The organism is Bacillus sp. 41-22 (genome assembly GCF_025809295.1).
GTDB lineage: Bacteria > Bacillota > Bacilli > Bacillales > Bacillaceae_G > Bacillus_A > Bacillus_A mycoides.
In genome coordinates this window covers 3,879,665-3,895,712 of sequence record NZ_CP084035.1, presented here as the reverse complement: position 1 = coordinate 3,895,712, position 16,048 = coordinate 3,879,665, and the positions used below count along the sequence as shown (strand labels likewise).

Annotated in this window: 14 protein-coding genes and 1 riboswitch; of the genes, 8 read left to right on the top strand and 6 right to left on the bottom strand. The window is 35.0% G+C overall.

What is annotated here, in order from left to right; genetic code table 11:
* Window positions 1-36: 36 nt before the first annotated feature.
* The 4 genes from LCF45_RS19780 (at window position 37) to malR (ending at window position 4,831) form a co-directional block, all read left to right on the top strand.
* Window positions 37-1,296: an extracellular solute-binding protein gene (locus tag LCF45_RS19780; protein WP_002128900.1), complete on the top strand. Its 1,260-nt coding sequence runs from the start codon at window positions 37-39 to the stop codon at window positions 1,294-1,296.
* Between the two features lie 76 nt (window positions 1,297-1,372).
* Window positions 1,373-2,674 (top strand): maltosaccharide ABC transporter permease MalC, encoded by a 1,302-nt coding sequence (gene malC, locus LCF45_RS19775; RefSeq protein WP_002088367.1) that lies wholly within the window; start codon window positions 1,373-1,375, stop codon window positions 2,672-2,674.
* On the top strand, window positions 2,675-3,517 hold the full coding sequence (gene malD, locus LCF45_RS19770) for a maltosaccharide ABC transporter permease MalD (protein WP_002088365.1): 843 nt from the start codon (window positions 2,675-2,677) through the stop codon (window positions 3,515-3,517).
* Between the two features lie 282 nt (window positions 3,518-3,799).
* Entirely contained in the window at window positions 3,800-4,831 is a 1,032-nt protein-coding gene (gene malR, locus LCF45_RS19765; protein ID WP_002014809.1) for a maltose operon transcriptional repressor MalR, read from the top strand.
* A gap of 4 nt (window positions 4,832-4,835) precedes the next feature.
* On the opposite strand, the gene LCF45_RS19760 is transcribed toward malR, so the two are convergent.
* Both LCF45_RS19760 and LCF45_RS19755 read right to left on the bottom strand, forming a co-directional pair.
* Complete coding sequence (locus LCF45_RS19760; protein WP_002128899.1) at window positions 4,836-5,999, bottom strand: aminotransferase A; 1,164 nt, start codon at window positions 5,997-5,999, stop codon at window positions 4,836-4,838.
* 234 nt (window positions 6,000-6,233) lie between these two features.
* On the bottom strand, window positions 6,234-6,434 hold the full coding sequence (locus LCF45_RS19755) for a hypothetical protein (protein ID WP_000929276.1): 201 nt from the start codon (window positions 6,432-6,434) through the stop codon (window positions 6,234-6,236).
* Between the two features lie 309 nt (window positions 6,435-6,743).
* On the opposite strand from LCF45_RS19755, the gene LCF45_RS19750 reads away from it, so the two are divergent.
* Window positions 6,744-8,018 (top strand): sensor histidine kinase, encoded by a 1,275-nt coding sequence (locus LCF45_RS19750; RefSeq protein ID WP_002014814.1) that lies wholly within the window; start codon window positions 6,744-6,746, stop codon window positions 8,016-8,018.
* 59 nt (window positions 8,019-8,077) lie between these two features.
* Here the strand turns inward: LCF45_RS19750 and LCF45_RS19745 are convergent, their stop codons facing one another.
* On the bottom strand, window positions 8,078-8,821 hold the full coding sequence (locus LCF45_RS19745) for a DUF3967 domain-containing protein (RefSeq protein ID WP_002014816.1): 744 nt from the start codon (window positions 8,819-8,821) through the stop codon (window positions 8,078-8,080).
* A gap of 236 nt (window positions 8,822-9,057) precedes the next feature.
* Between LCF45_RS19745 and nucA the strand changes: the two genes are divergently transcribed.
* Both nucA and comJ read left to right on the top strand, forming a co-directional pair.
* Window positions 9,058-9,492: a DNA-entry nuclease gene (gene nucA, locus LCF45_RS19740; protein ID WP_002014817.1), complete on the top strand. Its 435-nt coding sequence runs from the start codon at window positions 9,058-9,060 to the stop codon at window positions 9,490-9,492.
* Between the two features lie 38 nt (window positions 9,493-9,530).
* Complete coding sequence (gene comJ / locus LCF45_RS19735) at window positions 9,531-9,920, top strand: competence protein ComJ (protein ID WP_002088359.1); 390 nt, start codon at window positions 9,531-9,533, stop codon at window positions 9,918-9,920.
* 41 nt (window positions 9,921-9,961) lie between these two features.
* On the opposite strand, the gene metE is transcribed toward comJ, so the two are convergent.
* The 3 genes from metE to LCF45_RS19720 form a co-directional block, all read right to left on the bottom strand.
* The gene (metE, locus tag LCF45_RS19730; RefSeq protein WP_002185031.1) at window positions 9,962-12,250 is read right to left on the bottom strand and encodes a 5-methyltetrahydropteroyltriglutamate--homocysteine S-methyltransferase; all 2,289 of its coding nucleotides are present in this window, start codon (window positions 12,248-12,250) and stop codon (window positions 9,962-9,964) included.
* Window positions 12,251-12,379: 129 nt separating this feature from the next.
* A riboswitch (cobalamin riboswitch) is annotated at window positions 12,380-12,568 on the bottom strand.
* A 223-nt stretch (window positions 12,569-12,791) separates the two neighbouring features.
* Window positions 12,792-13,349, bottom strand: a complete 558-nt coding sequence (locus tag LCF45_RS19725; RefSeq protein ID WP_002128898.1) for a PadR family transcriptional regulator — start codon at window positions 13,347-13,349, stop codon at window positions 12,792-12,794.
* A 91-nt stretch (window positions 13,350-13,440) separates the two neighbouring features.
* The gene (locus LCF45_RS19720) at window positions 13,441-14,982 is read right to left on the bottom strand and encodes an MDR family MFS transporter (protein ID WP_263893318.1); all 1,542 of its coding nucleotides are present in this window, start codon (window positions 14,980-14,982) and stop codon (window positions 13,441-13,443) included.
* Window positions 14,983-15,534: 552 nt separating this feature from the next.
* Here LCF45_RS19720 and LCF45_RS19715 point away from each other — a divergent pair.
* Window positions 15,535-16,035 (top strand): hypothetical protein, encoded by a 501-nt coding sequence (locus LCF45_RS19715; protein ID WP_002033821.1) that lies wholly within the window; start codon window positions 15,535-15,537, stop codon window positions 16,033-16,035.
* The last annotated feature ends 13 nt before the right edge of the window (window positions 16,036-16,048 follow it).

Sequence of the window (16,048 nt, the reverse complement as noted above, 5' to 3'; positions counted from 1 at the left end):
AAAGAGGTACATAGACAATTTAGGGAGGTTTTTGGGATGAAGAAAGCATTATCACTATTAACGATTTCAGCATTGTCAATTGGCATGTTATCTGCATGTGGACCGAAAGATTCAGGAAAAAAAGAGGAAAGTAAAGCGAAGAAAGACTATGATCTTCTCGTTTGGGAAGATGATAAAAAAGGTGTTGGTTTAGAACCAGCAGTGAAAAGCTTTGAGGAAAAATATAAAGTAAAAGTAAAAGTTGTTGAAATGCAAATGACAGATCAAGTGAAAAAGTTACGTCTTGATGGACCAGCGGGGACGGGACCAGATGTTGTAACATTGCCACACGATCAAATCGGAAATGCAGTAACAGAAGGCTTAATTTCTGAAGTAAAAGCAGATGATGCTGTGAAGAGTAAATTTACTGACTTATCAATAAAGGCACAAACATACAACGGGAAATTATATGGTTTACCAAAAGCAATTGAAACACCAATTTTTATTTACAATAAAAAATTAATGCAAAAAGCTCCAGAAACGATGGACGAGCTATTTAACTTCTCAAAAGACTTTACGAAGGATGGCAAGTACGGATTTTTAACATTAGGAGATAACTTCTACTTTGCTAACGCGTTTATGGCAGGTATGGGCGGATATGTATTTGGTGAGAAAGACGGAAAGCCAAATGCAAGTGATGTTGGATTAAATAATAGCGGAGCAGTACAAGGTGCTGAATATCTTCAAAAATGGTACAAAGAAAAGTTATTCCCGAAAGGTATTATCGGTGAATCTGGTGGACCTGCTGCTGACGGATTATTCAATGAAGGAAAAGCAGCATCTATTATGAATGGACCGTGGGCGTTCCAAGCGATGGAAAAGAACGGAATTGATTATGGTGTTGCTCCAATGCCGAAATTACCAAATGGTCAACCGATGAAAACATTTGTTGGGGTAAAAGGATGGCATGTAACAAGTTTCTCTAAACAAAATGATTTAGCTACAAAGTTCACTGAGTGGGTAACAAATGAAGAAAATGCAAAAATTCGATTTGAGAAGACAAAAGAGATTCCTCCAGTAAAATCAGTAATGGAAGATCCAATTATTAAAGATAATGAAGCTGCAAAAGCAGTTGCAACTCAATCAGAAAATGGAATTCCAATGCCGAATATTCCAGAAATGCAAGAAGTATGGAAACCAGCTGGAGACGCTCTTCAGTTAGTTGTTACAGAAAAAGAGGCACCAAAATCCGCGCTTGATAGTGCAGTGAAACAAATTAAAGGAAATATTGAGGCAAATCATAGTAAGAAAAAATAAGGTGAAATTCGTGCCTCTAATAGGAGAGGCACGAATTCTCTCCCTTCCAAGTAGGAAGAAAAAAGGGGGAAAGAACATGCAAACATCTATGGAACCAATGAAAGATATGAATGGTTCGAAACATAGGAAAATGGCGACCATGTTATCTATTATTCCAGGCATGGGCCAAATATATAATAAACAATTTGTAAAAGGTCTTATTTTTCTAGTATTAACAGGTTCATTTATTGTAGCATTTGCTGATTTGTTAAATATGGGATTATGGGGAATTGTAACGCTCGGTACAGAAGTTCCACGTGACCATTCTGTCTTTCTATTAGTAGAAGGGATTTTGGCACTTATCGTCATAGTGTTTGGACTCGGAATATATGGATTTAACTTATATGATGCATACCAAAATGGGAAGAAACGTGATATAGGAACACCATTAAACTCAGTAAAAGAGCAATACCGTAACTTATTAGATCAAGGTTTTCCATATTTAATGGTTTCACCAGGATTTCTATTACTAATCTTTGTAGTTGTATTTCCAATCATTTTTGTAATCTTAATTGGATTTACGAACTATGACTTATATCACTCTCCTCCAGCTAAATTAGTAGATTGGGTGGGCTTTAAAAACTTTATTGATATTTTCACATTACCAATGTGGAGAGAGACATTTTTAAGTGTATTTTCTTGGACTGTCATTTGGACATTTGTTGCAACAACATTACAAGTTGCACTTGGTATTTTCTTAGCGATTATCGTAAATCAGCCTGGTATTAAAGGTAAGGCAATTATTCGAACAATCTTCATTTTACCGTGGGCTGTTCCAGCATTCGTATCTATTCTTGTCTTCTCGGGTATGTTTAATGAAACATTTGGAGCAATTAATAATCAAGTATTAGCTTTATTCGGGATTGAAAAGATTGCTTGGATGACAGATCCGTTTTGGGCGAAGATTGCTTTAATTATGATCCAAACGTGGCTCGGTTTCCCATTCGTATTTGCAATGACAACAGGTATATTGCAATCGATTCCAGGAGAATTATATGAAGCGGCTACAGTAGATGGAGCAACTGCTTGGCAACAGTTCCGCAAAATTACATTGCCACTTGTTTTATACGCAACAGCACCAATTTTAATTACACAATATACGTTTAACTTTAATAACTTTAGTATCATTTATCTATTTAACGGCGGAGGTCCTGCTGTAGCGGGGCAAGATGCAGGTGGAACGGATATTTTAATTTCATGGATTTATAAGTTAACGATGACTTCAGCGCAGTACGGAAAAGCAGCAGCTCTTACAATGATTTTATCGTTAATCGTTATTACAGTTGCGTTATGGCAATTTAAGAGAACAAAATCATTCCAAGAAGAGGATATGATGTAAATGAATATTAAACGACAAAAGATGTTACGTCTTTCATTAAGTTATTTGGTTATCTTCATAATGTGTGCGATTATTTTCTATCCATTACTATGGATTATTGGTTCATCGTTTAATCCAGGAGATAGTTTGTCTGGTTCTAGCATTATTCCAAAAAATGCTACGTTAGATCATTATCGTAAGCTACTTGATCTTGATTCAAGTAATTACTTACTTTGGTATAAAAATACGTTAAAAGTTAGTGTTATGACGATGATTTTTTCGGTGTTAGCAATTAGCTTTACTGCTTATGCATTTTCGAGATATCGTTTTGTCGGAAGAAAAAATGGTTTATTAACATTTTTAATTCTACAAATGATTCCGAACTTTGCAGCGTTAATCGCACTATATGTATTAGCGCAGTTAACAGGATTAATTGATACACATCTTGCATTAATTTTAATTTATGTAGGTGGAGCAATTCCAATGAATACTTGGCTTATGAAAGGGTATTTTGATACGATTCCGAAAGAGTTGGATGAGTCAGCCCGCATGGATGGAGCAGGACACTTCCGTATTTTTTGGCAAATCATTATGCCGCTTGCAAAGCCAATCGTAGCGGTTGTAGCATTATTCACTTTCATCGGTCCATTTACAGATTTCATTTTAGCAAGTATTATTTTACGCACGCCGGAAAATTACACTTTAGCAGTTGGACTCTATGAAATGGTAGCGAAGAAATTTGGTAATGAATTTACGACGTTTGCGGCTGGTTCCGTATTAATTGCAATCCCGATTTCGATTTTATTCTTATCACTACAAAAATACTTTATTTCTGGTTTAACAGCTGGAGGTACGAAAGGATGAGAAATGGGACATTATGTCCCATTTTTCTTTTCATCTCTCTATAAAAAAATTATAGAGAGATGAAAAGAGATTTGACATCGCATATGAAAAGAAGTGAAATAAATAGTATATTATAGTATAGGAAAAAAGAGCTATATCCCTTACAATACATGGAGAGGGAGAATATGATAAGTTTTGCAAGATAGAATAAATAAATGACAGTTTATGACTTCTCCTATGACTTGCAACGGGTGCAAGATAAAATATATGAAAATGGCAGAGAAGTGAAAGGAGGGGATTTTTATGACAGTTACAATTAAAGATGTGGCGAAGAAGGCGAACGTAGCACCATCAACTGTTTCTCGTGTAATTGCTGATAATCCAAGTATAAGTGAAAAGACAAAGCGCCGTGTTCGAAAAGTAATGAGTGAATTAGGGTATCATCCAAATTTAAATGCAAGAAACCTTGCGAACCAAACGACGAAGACACTTGGTCTTGTTATGCCGAGTTCTGCAAGTAAAGCTTTTCAAAATCCATTTTTCCCAGAAGTTATAAGAGGAATTAGTTCATTTGCACATGTGGAAGGGTATGCGCTTTATATGTCGACTGGTGAAACGGAAGATGAAATTTTTAATGGTGTTGTAAAAATGGTACAAGGGCGTCAAATCGGTGGTATTATTCTTTTATATTCAAGAGAGAACGATCGGATTATTCAATACTTGCATGACCAAAACTTCCCGTTTGTTTTAATTGGAAAACCATATGATCGAAAAGATGAAATTACATATGTAGATAATGACAATTATACAGCTGCAAGAGAAGTAGCGGAATATTTGATTTCATTAGGCCATAAACAAATCGCATTCATCGGCGGTGGATCAGATTTACTTGTAACGAGAGATCGTTTGGCGGGGATGAGTGATGCTTTGAAACTAGCAGATATTCTATTGCCGAAAGAGTATATTTTACACTTTGATTTTTCAAGAGAGAGTGGTCAACAGGCTGTTGAGGAATTAATGGGACTAAAGCAACCACCGACGGCAATTATGGCAACGGATGATTTAATTGGACTTGGCGTGTTAAGTGCGCTTTCTAAAAAAGGATTTGTTGTACCGAAAGATGTTTCGATTGTAAGCTTTAACAATGCTTTATTATCAGAAATTGCTAGTCCACCACTTTCGACAGTTGATGTGAATATTTATCAATTAGGGTATGAAGCGGCAAAAGCTTTAGTTGATAAGGTGGAGCATTCTGAATCTACTTCAAAATGCATTATTATTCCGCATAAATTATTGAAGCGTCAAACTTGTGATCATTATGCAACAAAAAGCTAAGAGTTTAACTCTTAGCTTTTTTCTTTAGAAAGGCTTCTAAACGGTCACAGCCTTCTTTTAAAGTTTCAATACTGTAAGCATAGGAAAGGCGAAGGTAGCCTTCACCGTATTCGGAAAATGCGGTTCCAGGAACAACGGCTAGCCCAGCCTCTTTTACAAGATCAAGTGCAAAATCAAATGATGAAGATGTTAAATGTCCAACATATGGGAATAAATAAAATGCACCTGTTGGCTTCTCAACCGTTAAACCCATTTGAATGAGTCTATTATATACGTAATCACAGCGTTTTTTGTATTGATAGCGCATCATCTTCGGGGCATCTTTAGCAGCTGTTAAAGCTTCGATTGCAGCATACTGAGCGATTGAAGTAGCGCATGTAACATTGTATTGATGAACTTTTAATATGTGTTTTGCTAAATATTCTGGAGCAAATAAAAGTCCGATACGCCAGCCGGTCATAGAATGTGATTTTGATAAGCCGTTAATGACAATCGTCTTATCACGCATTTCTGGGAAATGAGCGATAGATGTGTGTTTTTCTTCATATACAAGTTCACTATAAATTTCATCAGAAAGAACGAAAATATTTTTATCTTTTAAGACAGATACAATATCTTCTAATTCTTCTTTTGATAAGGTAACACCAGTTGGATTAGAAGGATACGGTAAAACGACGCATCTTGTTCGTTCTGTAATTGCATGTTGCAATGCTTCAGCTGTTAAACGAAATCCAGTTTCGCGAACATCTATAAAAATAGGAGTTGCACCACATAGTCGAATAATCGGCTCGTAACCAGGGTAAATAGGAGCAGGTAAAATTACTTCCGTTCCTGGTTCTAAAATAGTTCGGAATGCAACATCGATCGCTTCACTAGCACCGATTGTAACAATGGTTTCGTTTTCAGGTGAATAATGTAAATTGTAGTTGTCCTTTACAAAGTTACAAGCTGCCTTGCGTAATTCTAGTAAACCAGCGTTATGTGTATAGCTTGTATAATTTTCTGTAATGGCCCGTTTAGCTGCTTCTTTTACTAGAGAAGGTGTAGGGAAATCGGGTTGCCCAATTGTTAAAGAGATAAGATTATCATAGTTTTGAATCATATTAGAGAACTGACGGATTCCAGAAATTTGGATGTCCTTCACTCTAGGATTAATGAATTGTTCCATTGTATCTCCCTTTCTTCCGTTTGAAAATTAAGTTCATTTTATCATATTTTCAACTATTACGCTTTGTTTATAAAATTTCCCCCGCTATTTGTGAAAGATAAGAATCGTATCTTAAAATTCAGTGGAAGTAAGAAATTATGTGAGGGTTCAAATGTCTATAAGAGTATAAGCTGTGTGAGTTAATTAAAGTTTCACTTAAGCATAAACACAAAAAAAGCCGCTGCAAGCGACTTTTTAATAACCGTATTCCCAATCTATTTCATCTTCGTTCCAAAGTACGGAAGATACTTTGCCAAGATGGACAACGGATTCATTTACAGCACATGTACAGTCTTCGTCCCCTGCTTTATGTTGCAATTCTTCGTATACTGATTTTTCAACGTTTTCTAGCACAACCAAATTTTCTTCTTTTAAAACAAGCGTAGTACCCGCCATATTTATCTTCCTCCTACTAAAGTAATGATCACTTATTTGTAAACATAGATAGTATGGATTATATGCTGTATTTTGCGATAGTTGTCCGTCTAGTGAAGTGTTTTTTATTTTCTTTGTAATCCGTATTCATTGTATACTGCACGAAGGAAATTTGGTACAGGGTTTACAATCATTTCGGAAATTTGTAACATTTATTATTAGTTGTTAACAAATAATTAACAAAGATGTTAAGAAAAATCAAAATTTTGAAACAAATAGACTTATAAAATGATATAATCATATCAAAATACATATAGGGGATGAGAGGCTATGGAGCTGATTCGTGATTTAATGATCCAAATTGCCATCATTATTTTACCACTATTTTTATATGAAGCGATTCGTTTAAATCGTTATCAAGGAATGCTTCCGAAGCCTAATCGCTACTTTATTATGTTTTTATCTAGCGTTACACTCGTTCTCTCCATGACATACTCTATTTGTTTTGGTACCGTTTGCGGATACAATTTTCATCCAGTCCCAATTGTTAGTGGTTTTTTATATGGTGGGATTGTTGGGCTCATCCCTGCCATTATTTATGTTGCATATGAATGGATTTTTAAGGGGCTTAGTTGGTTGCCTATGGTAGAAGTTATATTTCTTTCGATAATTCCATTATTTTTGTCAAAGAAATGGTCTCTTTTTTCAAGAGATAAGAAGCTAATATTAGCTTTTATGATTGCATCATTTTATGTTCTTGTTTCATTAGTAGTCGGGATGTTGAATGTCCTTTTAGAAACAGGTTTTACACCGTACATATCTAATCTATATAGTGGGTATATATTTGCATCACTTATTATGGTTATGACAATGGTATTTCAAGTGTATTTGACTGAGTATTTAAACGAAAATGCATTATTGCGTACAGAAATGCAAAAATCAGAAAAACTTAATATTGTAAGTGAGTTAGCTGCAAGTGTTGCACATGAAGTTCGAAACCCTCTCACTGTTGTACGAGGGTTTATTCAATTGCTAGAGAGTACGGAAGACGTAAAAAACAAAGATTATATGCGTCTCGTATTAGCTGAACTGGATCGTGCTGAACAGATTATTTCAGATTATTTAAATTTAGCAAGGCCTCAAATTGAAAAAAAAGAACATATTTGTTTATCAGCACAATTAATTGAAATGACAACTCTTATGTCATCATTTGCAGCGATGCAGGGCGTTTATTTGCAAGTTGAGATTTCTGAGAGCCTTTATACTATCGGCGATAAGACGAAATTGAAGCAAGCTATTATGAATGTTGTTAAAAACGGTATTGAAGCAATTCAAGGAAACAAAGGGTATTTAAAAGTAACAGCTATTCAAAAAGATGAATTGATAATAATAAGAGTTAAAGATAGTGGTGTTGGAATGACAAAAGAACAGTTAGTAAGGCTTGGACAACCGTATTATTCTTTAAAAGAAAAAGGAACAGGATTAGGCCTTATGGTAACATTTAGTATTTTACAAGCGCATAATGGCACATTGGAATATAAAAGTGAAAGCGGAAAAGGAACTGAAGCTATTATTATATTGCCAGCTGTACGATATAAGGAATAAAAGTTACCGATAGAAGGTAACTTTTTATTTTATCGTGCATTAGAAAAAGATACAAAATTTCATTCATTTATTTTTTCTTGTTTTGTTCGAACGAATAAACTTTTAAATGATTGAAAGAAGCTTTGCTCTTTTGAGGCGGCGACTAATCTTTTTGTTTCTTGAATTTCGCGAATAACTTGCATAAGTTGTGTATCACGGTTGCTATCTTTATTGTAAATTTGATTGACAAGTTTATTCATTTTTTCTTCTTGTTTGGATTCTCGCTTATACATATGATTCATTAATAAGTCCATCTTTTCTTTTTGGAGTGCATCTGTTTGAGCGGCGTGAACAACTAGATCTTGTAACATTTTTTCTTGTGAGCCTTCTTTTACATAAACTTGTTGCATTAGTTCATCTAATTTCTCGTCTTTTAAACGATTTTGTGTAATGAGAGTAGAGTTTTGATGAATAATTGCTTCATTTAATTGAGCAAGCATTTCAAGTTTTAGCATGAACTCCTCAAAGTTACGCCCATCTTCTTTTGGTTGCACTTCTTGCTTATCTTGAATAACAGGTACAGGTGGGGCCTCTTTTTCTTTTAAAATAATAGGTATTGTTTCTGAAATGTCCTCTTGTAATGTAGCAGCTCTTTCATGTATAGATTTCAATAGTTTTAAATCATCCAATTTATAAATACGAGCATCAGCTGTTTTTGAAATGATATAACCGTGTTCCTCTAAGAGTTGGCTATATTTTCGGACTATATGTTTTGGGATACCTGTTTTATTTGTAACATCTTTCGTTTTATAAATAGCTTCCATGATAGTTCCTCCCCAAAAAGTATCGTATATATCATTTCAACCTTTTATGTGGACTTCCTTTGAAAAAGAATGTCGGAAGGTTATTAGTTTTCTACAGCATTAGTGAAAAGATGAAGAAAAATGAATGTTTTTGGCGGAATGGAGAGGAAGAGCTAAAATAATGTCTGAAAACATACATAGAAGAAGTTTGTTATAATAACTGAGGAAAAGAAATTGGTAGGAACACGGAGGTACACATGAAGCAATTTAAAGGTATTATCATTTCAATTATTGCAATTCTTTCTCTTTTGGTAGCGGTATATGAAGTACTTGTGCCAGAGGAGACAAGTACTAAAAAAACAACTACGTATGATCAAATTCTAGAGTTCCCGAAAGAACGATATCCAGAGACCGGGAAACATATAACGGATGCTATAAAAGAAGGACATTCGGAAATGTGTACAATTGATCGTAATGGTGCAGCGGATAGAAGGAAATTATCGTTAGCGCCATATCCGACGAAGAAAGGTTATGATCGTGATGAATGGCCGATGGCGATGTGTAAGGAAGGCGGAAAAGGAGCTCATATTGAATATATAAGTCCAGCAGATAACCGCGGTGCAGGTTCTTGGGTAGGGAATAAGCTAGACAAATATCCAGATGGTACGCGTGTGAAATTTGAAGTGAAATAGTAATTGGCATACATTTCATAGTGGAGAGAGGGATAGTTATGGAATTAACAATTTCATATTCGCAATTAATGATAATGAACTATGATGGTCAGCAGCCTTATGTAGATTGGACTCCTGAAGATTTTGAAAGAGGCTATGCTGAGGTGGATGGAGCTATTATTTTTGAAGCAATCTCTGACTATACTTGTGAAGTGGAAGTTACTTGTGGAAATCATATTGAGAAAGAAGAAGTGGTTAGAACGATATCAGTTCCTTTCACAGTGAAGAATGAAGAAGTATATATAACAAGTATTCTTTCTAATAAATATCATATTCCTATTCCGAACGGGGAATATATGATAGTCTTGCAGGCAACTCCTCTTGAAGAGCCATCAGACGATGAATTGTATAAAGTACAATACGACTTCTATTTTGAGAGTGTAGAATAAAAAAACGTGTTATCCTTTTTGAAGGATAACACGTTTTTTTATTATGCGTTTGTTTTTAGGAGAGAACGAGCGTCTTTTGCTGCCTGAACCATGTGCTCTAAAGCAGGTATAACTTCCTCAGTTCTTCGTGTTTTTAAACCACAGTCTGGATTAATCCAGAAATATTTAGGGTCACATACTTGTAAAGATTGTTCTACGATTGTGAACATTTCATCTTTACTTGGGACACGTGGGCTATGAATATCATATACCCCTAGACCAATTCCTTTTTCATATGTTGTATGCTTTAATGTATTAATAAATTCTCCATGACTTCTTGATGTTTCGATAGAAATAACATCTGCGTCTAACGCTCGAATTGCATCTACAATATCTTCGAAGTTACTATAACACATATGAGTATGAATTTGTGTTTCATTTTCTACAGAAGATGTTGCTAAAAGGAATGATTGAACTGCCCATGTAATGTATGCATCCCAATCTTTTTCTTTTAACGGCATACCTTCACGAAGTGCAGGTTCATCGACTTGGATTACTCTAATTCCGGAAGATTCAAGTAACTCAATTTCATGACGAAGTGCTAATGCAATTTGATATGAAACTTCTTTTCTTGAAATATCATTTCGAACGAATGACCAATTTAAAATAGTGACAGGTCCAGTTAGCATACCTTTTACTACTTTCTCTGTTAAGCTTTGTGCATATACAGTTTCTTTAATAGTCATTCCACTTATAAAGGCAACATCACCATAAATAACAGGTGGTTTTACGCAACGAGAACCGTATGATTGTACCCATCCGTTTTTAGTAAAGGAGAAACCAGCAAGTCTTTCTCCAAAATATTCCACCATGTCAGTTCTTTCGAATTCACCATGTACTAGTACATCAAGACCAATATCTTCTTGGTAACGAATCCACTTTGCAGTTTCTTTTTCAATGAATTGATTATATTGTTCATTTGTAATATCGCCGTTACGCCACTGTTTACGTGTTTGACGAACTTCAGATGTTTGCGGGAAGCTACCAATAGTTGTTGTTGGTAACAACGGTAATTGTAAAGCTACTTGCTGTAGTTCATATCGTTTTTCAAATGGAAGAGGACGTGAGAAATCATCTTCTTTAAGTGATGTACGTGCCACTTTTACATCTTCACGATTACGTGCAGCTGATGAGCGGATTGCATGATGTGCATTACGATATGTTGTTAAATCGCTACTGATGCTTTCTACACCTTTAGTAAGAGCAGAATGGATAAGGACTAGTTCTTCTAATTTTTGATTAGCAAATGCAAGTGCATCAAATAATTCACTTGTTAAGTGCGTTTCTTCCGTTTTATCAATTGGAGTATGCAATAAGCTACAAGAAGGTTGAACAATTAAACCTTTTGCTGTGATTTGATTTTGTAATGTTGTAAATAAAGAAAGTACATCATCAAGATCAGCTCTCCAAATGTTACGGCCATCTATACAACCGATAGCTAAAATTTTATCAGCTGGGAATCCGTATTTTGAAATAGCATTTACATTACCTTCTTTGCCATGAACAAAGTCTAATCCAATACCAGAAACAGGGAATGCAATAATTTCTTCATAGTTCTCTTCTACACTGTCAAAATATGTTTGTAGAAGAAGATTAGCATTTGGAACCTGTTTATGAATAGCTTCGTAAAGTTCTTTCGCTTGATTAATTTCATCTTTTGTTAAAGAGGCGAAGATTGGTTCGTCAACTTGAATAATTTGTGCTCCAGCTGCGTGTAATTCAGAGAATAATTGTACATAAGGTGCAACTAGCTCTTTTAAAATAGTGGCAAATTGCTCTTCGTTATAACCTTTTGCTAGTTTTAGGAATGTATAAGGGCCTAAAATAACTGGTTTTCCATCAACGCCTAACTCTTTTTTCGCTTCTTCATATAAACGAAGAGGACGATTGTCTTTTAAAGAGATTTGTAATCCTTCTTCATATTCAGGAACAATGTAATGATAGTTTGTGTTAAACCATTTTGTCATTTCAGAAGCAACGTGATCTTTAGAGCCGCGTGCCATTGCAAAATATACATCAAGGTAAGAGGTAAACTCTGAAAAACGTGACGGGATGAATCCTAACATGTAGGCCGTATCCAGAACGTGGTCATAATATGTAAAATCGCCAACTGGAATTAATTCAATTCCCTTTTCTTGCTGTACTTTGACGTGTTGAAGGCGAATTTCTTTCATTGTCGTTAAAAATTGTTCTTCATCAATTTTATTGGACCAAAAAGCTTCCAATGTTTTTTTCCACTCTCGTTGTAGTCCGATACGTGGATAACCTAAGTTACTTGTTTGAATTGCCATTTTAAATTCCTCCCTAATTGAAAGTAAGCATTTCCGTTTACTCGGAAATACCTATAACAAAAAGCATAAAGGCATAGAAAAATAAGCCTTCCTTTTTGTTCTTAACACCTCATCATCATCCGTGAGTCTATCAGTGTTGTTAAAATAGGCAGGTATCCTGACTTATGCTTCATATAATTTCTTTCACCTTCCCGTTTTCACAGTGGCACAAAAAAGAAATCTCAGCATTTACAGTGGCGGGACCGTGTTGGAGTTTCACCAAACTTCCCTTTTAAACACGAAGTGAAATATTCGTGTACCTATTTTCCTTTTGAAAGGAATTTAACAAGCGATATGATATTGAAACAAATTCTAACACAATTTTCGGAATTTTGTCCACTGTTTTAAAATAAGAAAATTCTAAAGTTTTTCATTTCTTTTTATTCGGAAAATTAAGTTTTTTTAATGTTTATTTATTATTAAAATGAGGGTGTTTTGAGTTGCGAGGAATAATTATAGTGTTAAGTTTTTCTAGAAGAGGAGGCACCTCTTTTAGAAAAACTTAATCATTATCTACACCTATTTCTGAAAGACGACCTGCAGTTGCATCTTGTAAGAGCGTGTTTAGCCAACGTAATTCAACATTAATATGCTCAATGACGCTTTGTAGAATATATAGTTGAGCACGAGGAACTAGTTGTTTATTATGATCGTATATCGTTTGCATTGTATGTAAATAGAGCATTGTATCATCTCTCTTTTTTTTCAAAATAGGAACTAGAGCTTGTTCGTCGCTAAAGTGAGCGAAAGAGAGCGCTGAATAAATAGGTTTATATATTTGGTTTTTCGCTTCAAATTGTTTTAATAATAAGGTGTGGAAAAGGGCTTTTCCTTCCTCTGTTATATGGAAGATTGTTTTATCTGGTCTATTCGTATCTCTAACAATATTGGTAATGCTAATCGCACCTTGTTTTTCTAATTGCTCGAAGGCGTAGTATAGCGATCCCTTGGCATATTTAATATAACAATCCATTTGTCTTTCTTTCATTATGTGCTGCACTTCATAGGGATGTTTATCTCCTTCGAGTAACAAGCCGAGAATGACTAACTTCATGCTCATGCTGTCTCAACTCCTGTATATAGAAACTTTATATATATTATAAACGGTATATCCTCTTTCATAAAGGGATATACCGTTTCGTTTTTCTATATTAGCTTACTTGTTTTTGTTTTTGCTTTGTTTTTGGTCCTGTTAAAAGACGTTCATTTCCCATAAGTAAAATACAAATTATACTTAGCGTAGCTGGGATAAGTGCCCAGAAAAATGTATTAGCAATAGATGTTGCAAGAGCCTCTTTAATTCCGCTCAGTACTTCAGGAGGTAGCTTTTCAGTAGCATTTGGTGATAATAAAAAGCTTGTGTCTCCACCTTTAGGAGCCATTTTTTCTAGTTCAGGAGGGAAGACTGCTTTTAATTTATCAGTGAAAACATGATTTTGAATCGTACCGAAAATCGTGACGCCAAGGGTCATTCCAAGTGAACGGAAGAATGAGTTCGTGGATGTAGCAGAACCGCGATCTCTCATTTCTAATTTGTGGATAGATGCCATACTTAAAACTGAGAAGGAGAATCCAACTCCAAGTCCAGCAAGCACCATAAACATTGTTACGAGTGTACGAGGTGTTTCCATAGTTAAAGTACTTAGTAAATAAATACCAAGAACGAAGAAAACTCCAGATACTGTCATGATGTTACGATAACTTGTTCGTGAAGCTAATTGTCCACCAGTTTGACTTCCGATTACAGATCCTACCATCATAGGTGTCAAAATTAACCCAGCATTTGAGGCTGAACCACCGAGAACACCTTGAACGAAGATTGGAATATAAACTGTACAGATGATAAAAGCTGCGCCATAGAAAAAGGCAACACCTTGGCTAGCTGCAAATAAAGGTTTTTTAAATAAATGGAAAGAAATAATAGGCTCGGTTGCGTTTCTTTCTACGAAGAAGAAAATAATAAGCAGAATAACAACAGTTGAAAATAAACCAATAATCACATTAGAGTCCCATGCATATTCTTTACCACCAAGTTCTAAAGCAAACATTAAGCAAACCATACTAATGACAAGCGTAATAGCACCAGCCCAGTCAATTTTTTGTTTTCGATATTCTAGAGACTCGCTATAGTATTTAGTAATGAAGAAGAAGGAAATAAGTCCTAACGGAATATTAATATAGAAGACCCAGTGCCAACTTATATAATCTGTAATGTAAGCACCTAATAAAGGTCCGAAAACACTAGATGTTCCGAAAACAGCACCAAATAGTCCGGTCATTTTTCCTCGTTTTTCAGGCGGGAATATATCATACATAATTGTAAATGCGATAGGCATAAGAGCGCCGCCACCAATTCCTTGAATGGCTCTATAAATACTTAGTTGTTCAATACTTGATGCTGTCCCGCAAAGTGCAGAACCAAATAAGAAGAGAATTAATCCGCCAATAAAAAAGCGTTTCCGTCCGTACATATCAGACAGCTTACCGAAAATAGGCATTCCGGCCATTGTTGCTACCATGTAGGCGGATGTGACCCAAACGAATTTGTCGAACCCTCCTAAGTCTCCGACAATCGTTGCCATCGCAGTTGCGACGATTGTGTTATCCATTGCTGCCATTAGAATACCAAGTAGTAAACCAGCAACAACAAATTTTGTTTTACTTGAATCGTTTTTTGATAGTTGTGCTTCCAAAAGTAGCCCTCCTTTAATAAAAATTAAACTAACTTAAGTTTTTTAGTGCAATGCATAAAAAAACTTTATGTACAGTTTGTATAGTTCCTCTTCATTTTATAAAAAATTGCACTGACATGATATAAAGGATGGAAATCATAAATTATATTATAGTCAAATTTGACTAAAAGGCAAATGTTTTCTACCGCCAAATTATTTTATCCCGCTTTAACTGCCCGCTAAAGCCCGATTGGTAAAAGCTAATAATCAGTGGGGGATGGACAAAACCCCCACTGATTAAAGTTTCACTTTATTATATTGACCAAAAGAGAGTAAGAATTTATTTTGTTATGTAGTCAAGGAAGGAAATTGTAAAAAAATATTTAATAAAGTATAACCTGTGTCAACCTATTAAAAATGGTTTTTTCTTTATATTGTCGAATAGGATAAAAGGAAAAGAAAAATTTAATATGATTTGTAACAAGCTAAATATTTTTTCTAAGTGTAGTTCATTGCATCGAGAGGCAGAATACAGTTGTATAGATGATATATCTGGAATGAGGTGAATATATTATGAAAATATGGAAACGAATTTCGGATCAAGGAAGGTATTCTATACCGTTACAGCCGGTTTTGTGGATTGATGGTTCTAAAAAGGACACGGAAGCATCCGATGTAGCAGTCACATTGCAAATCCGTAGTATGTATAAAGAAAAATTTTCGTATGAGATGATCTATGATGTTAATGACATACTAATTATTCGACTTGAAGTTGAAAATAAAGGCGTTGAAATGATTTCGCGAGTAGTTGTAAGTCATATGATTCGTGATTATTTCGCGTATATCCCAAACTCTTTAAAAGCAGATAAGGGAATAAGTGAGTTTTTATTTCAGCTTGTAAGGTGGCGAATCGATAATTTATCACCGAATGAAAAGGTAGAATTAATTTGTCAAATAAAAGCAAATAAAGATAAAGCTCCTCCCAATTCATTATTTCAGGCTACATATACATTTCAATATAAAGGTGTATCATATGGACCGCTACAAACAAATGAAGTGGTTGTCAGAAAATGATAAGAAGGAACCT

Coding starts and splice junctions, on each gene's coding strand:
- malR (WP_002014809.1), top strand. CDS start 3,800: ATGACAGTTACAATTAAAGATGTGGCGAAGAAGGCGAACGTAGCACCA.
- LCF45_RS19780 (WP_002128900.1), top strand. CDS start 37: ATGAAGAAAGCATTATCACTATTAACGATTTCAGCATTGTCAATTGGC.
- LCF45_RS19755 (WP_000929276.1), bottom strand. CDS start 6,434: ATGGCGGGTACTACGCTTGTTTTAAAAGAAGAAAATTTGGTTGTGCTA.
- comJ (WP_002088359.1), top strand. CDS start 9,531: ATGGAATTAACAATTTCATATTCGCAATTAATGATAATGAACTATGAT.
- LCF45_RS19715 (WP_002033821.1), top strand. CDS start 15,535: ATGAAAATATGGAAACGAATTTCGGATCAAGGAAGGTATTCTATACCG.
- metE (WP_002185031.1), bottom strand. CDS start 12,250: ATGGCAATTCAAACAAGTAACTTAGGTTATCCACGTATCGGACTACAA.
- LCF45_RS19760 (WP_002128899.1), bottom strand. CDS start 5,999: ATGGAACAATTCATTAATCCTAGAGTGAAGGACATCCAAATTTCTGGA.
- malC (WP_002088367.1), top strand. CDS start 1,373: ATGCAAACATCTATGGAACCAATGAAAGATATGAATGGTTCGAAACAT.
- LCF45_RS19745 (WP_002014816.1), bottom strand. CDS start 8,821: ATGGAAGCTATTTATAAAACGAAAGATGTTACAAATAAAACAGGTATC.
- LCF45_RS19725 (WP_002128898.1), bottom strand. CDS start 13,349: ATGAGCATGAAGTTAGTCATTCTCGGCTTGTTACTCGAAGGAGATAAA.
- LCF45_RS19750 (WP_002014814.1), top strand. CDS start 6,744: ATGGAGCTGATTCGTGATTTAATGATCCAAATTGCCATCATTATTTTA.
- nucA (WP_002014817.1), top strand. CDS start 9,058: ATGAAGCAATTTAAAGGTATTATCATTTCAATTATTGCAATTCTTTCT.
- malD (WP_002088365.1), top strand. CDS start 2,675: ATGAATATTAAACGACAAAAGATGTTACGTCTTTCATTAAGTTATTTG.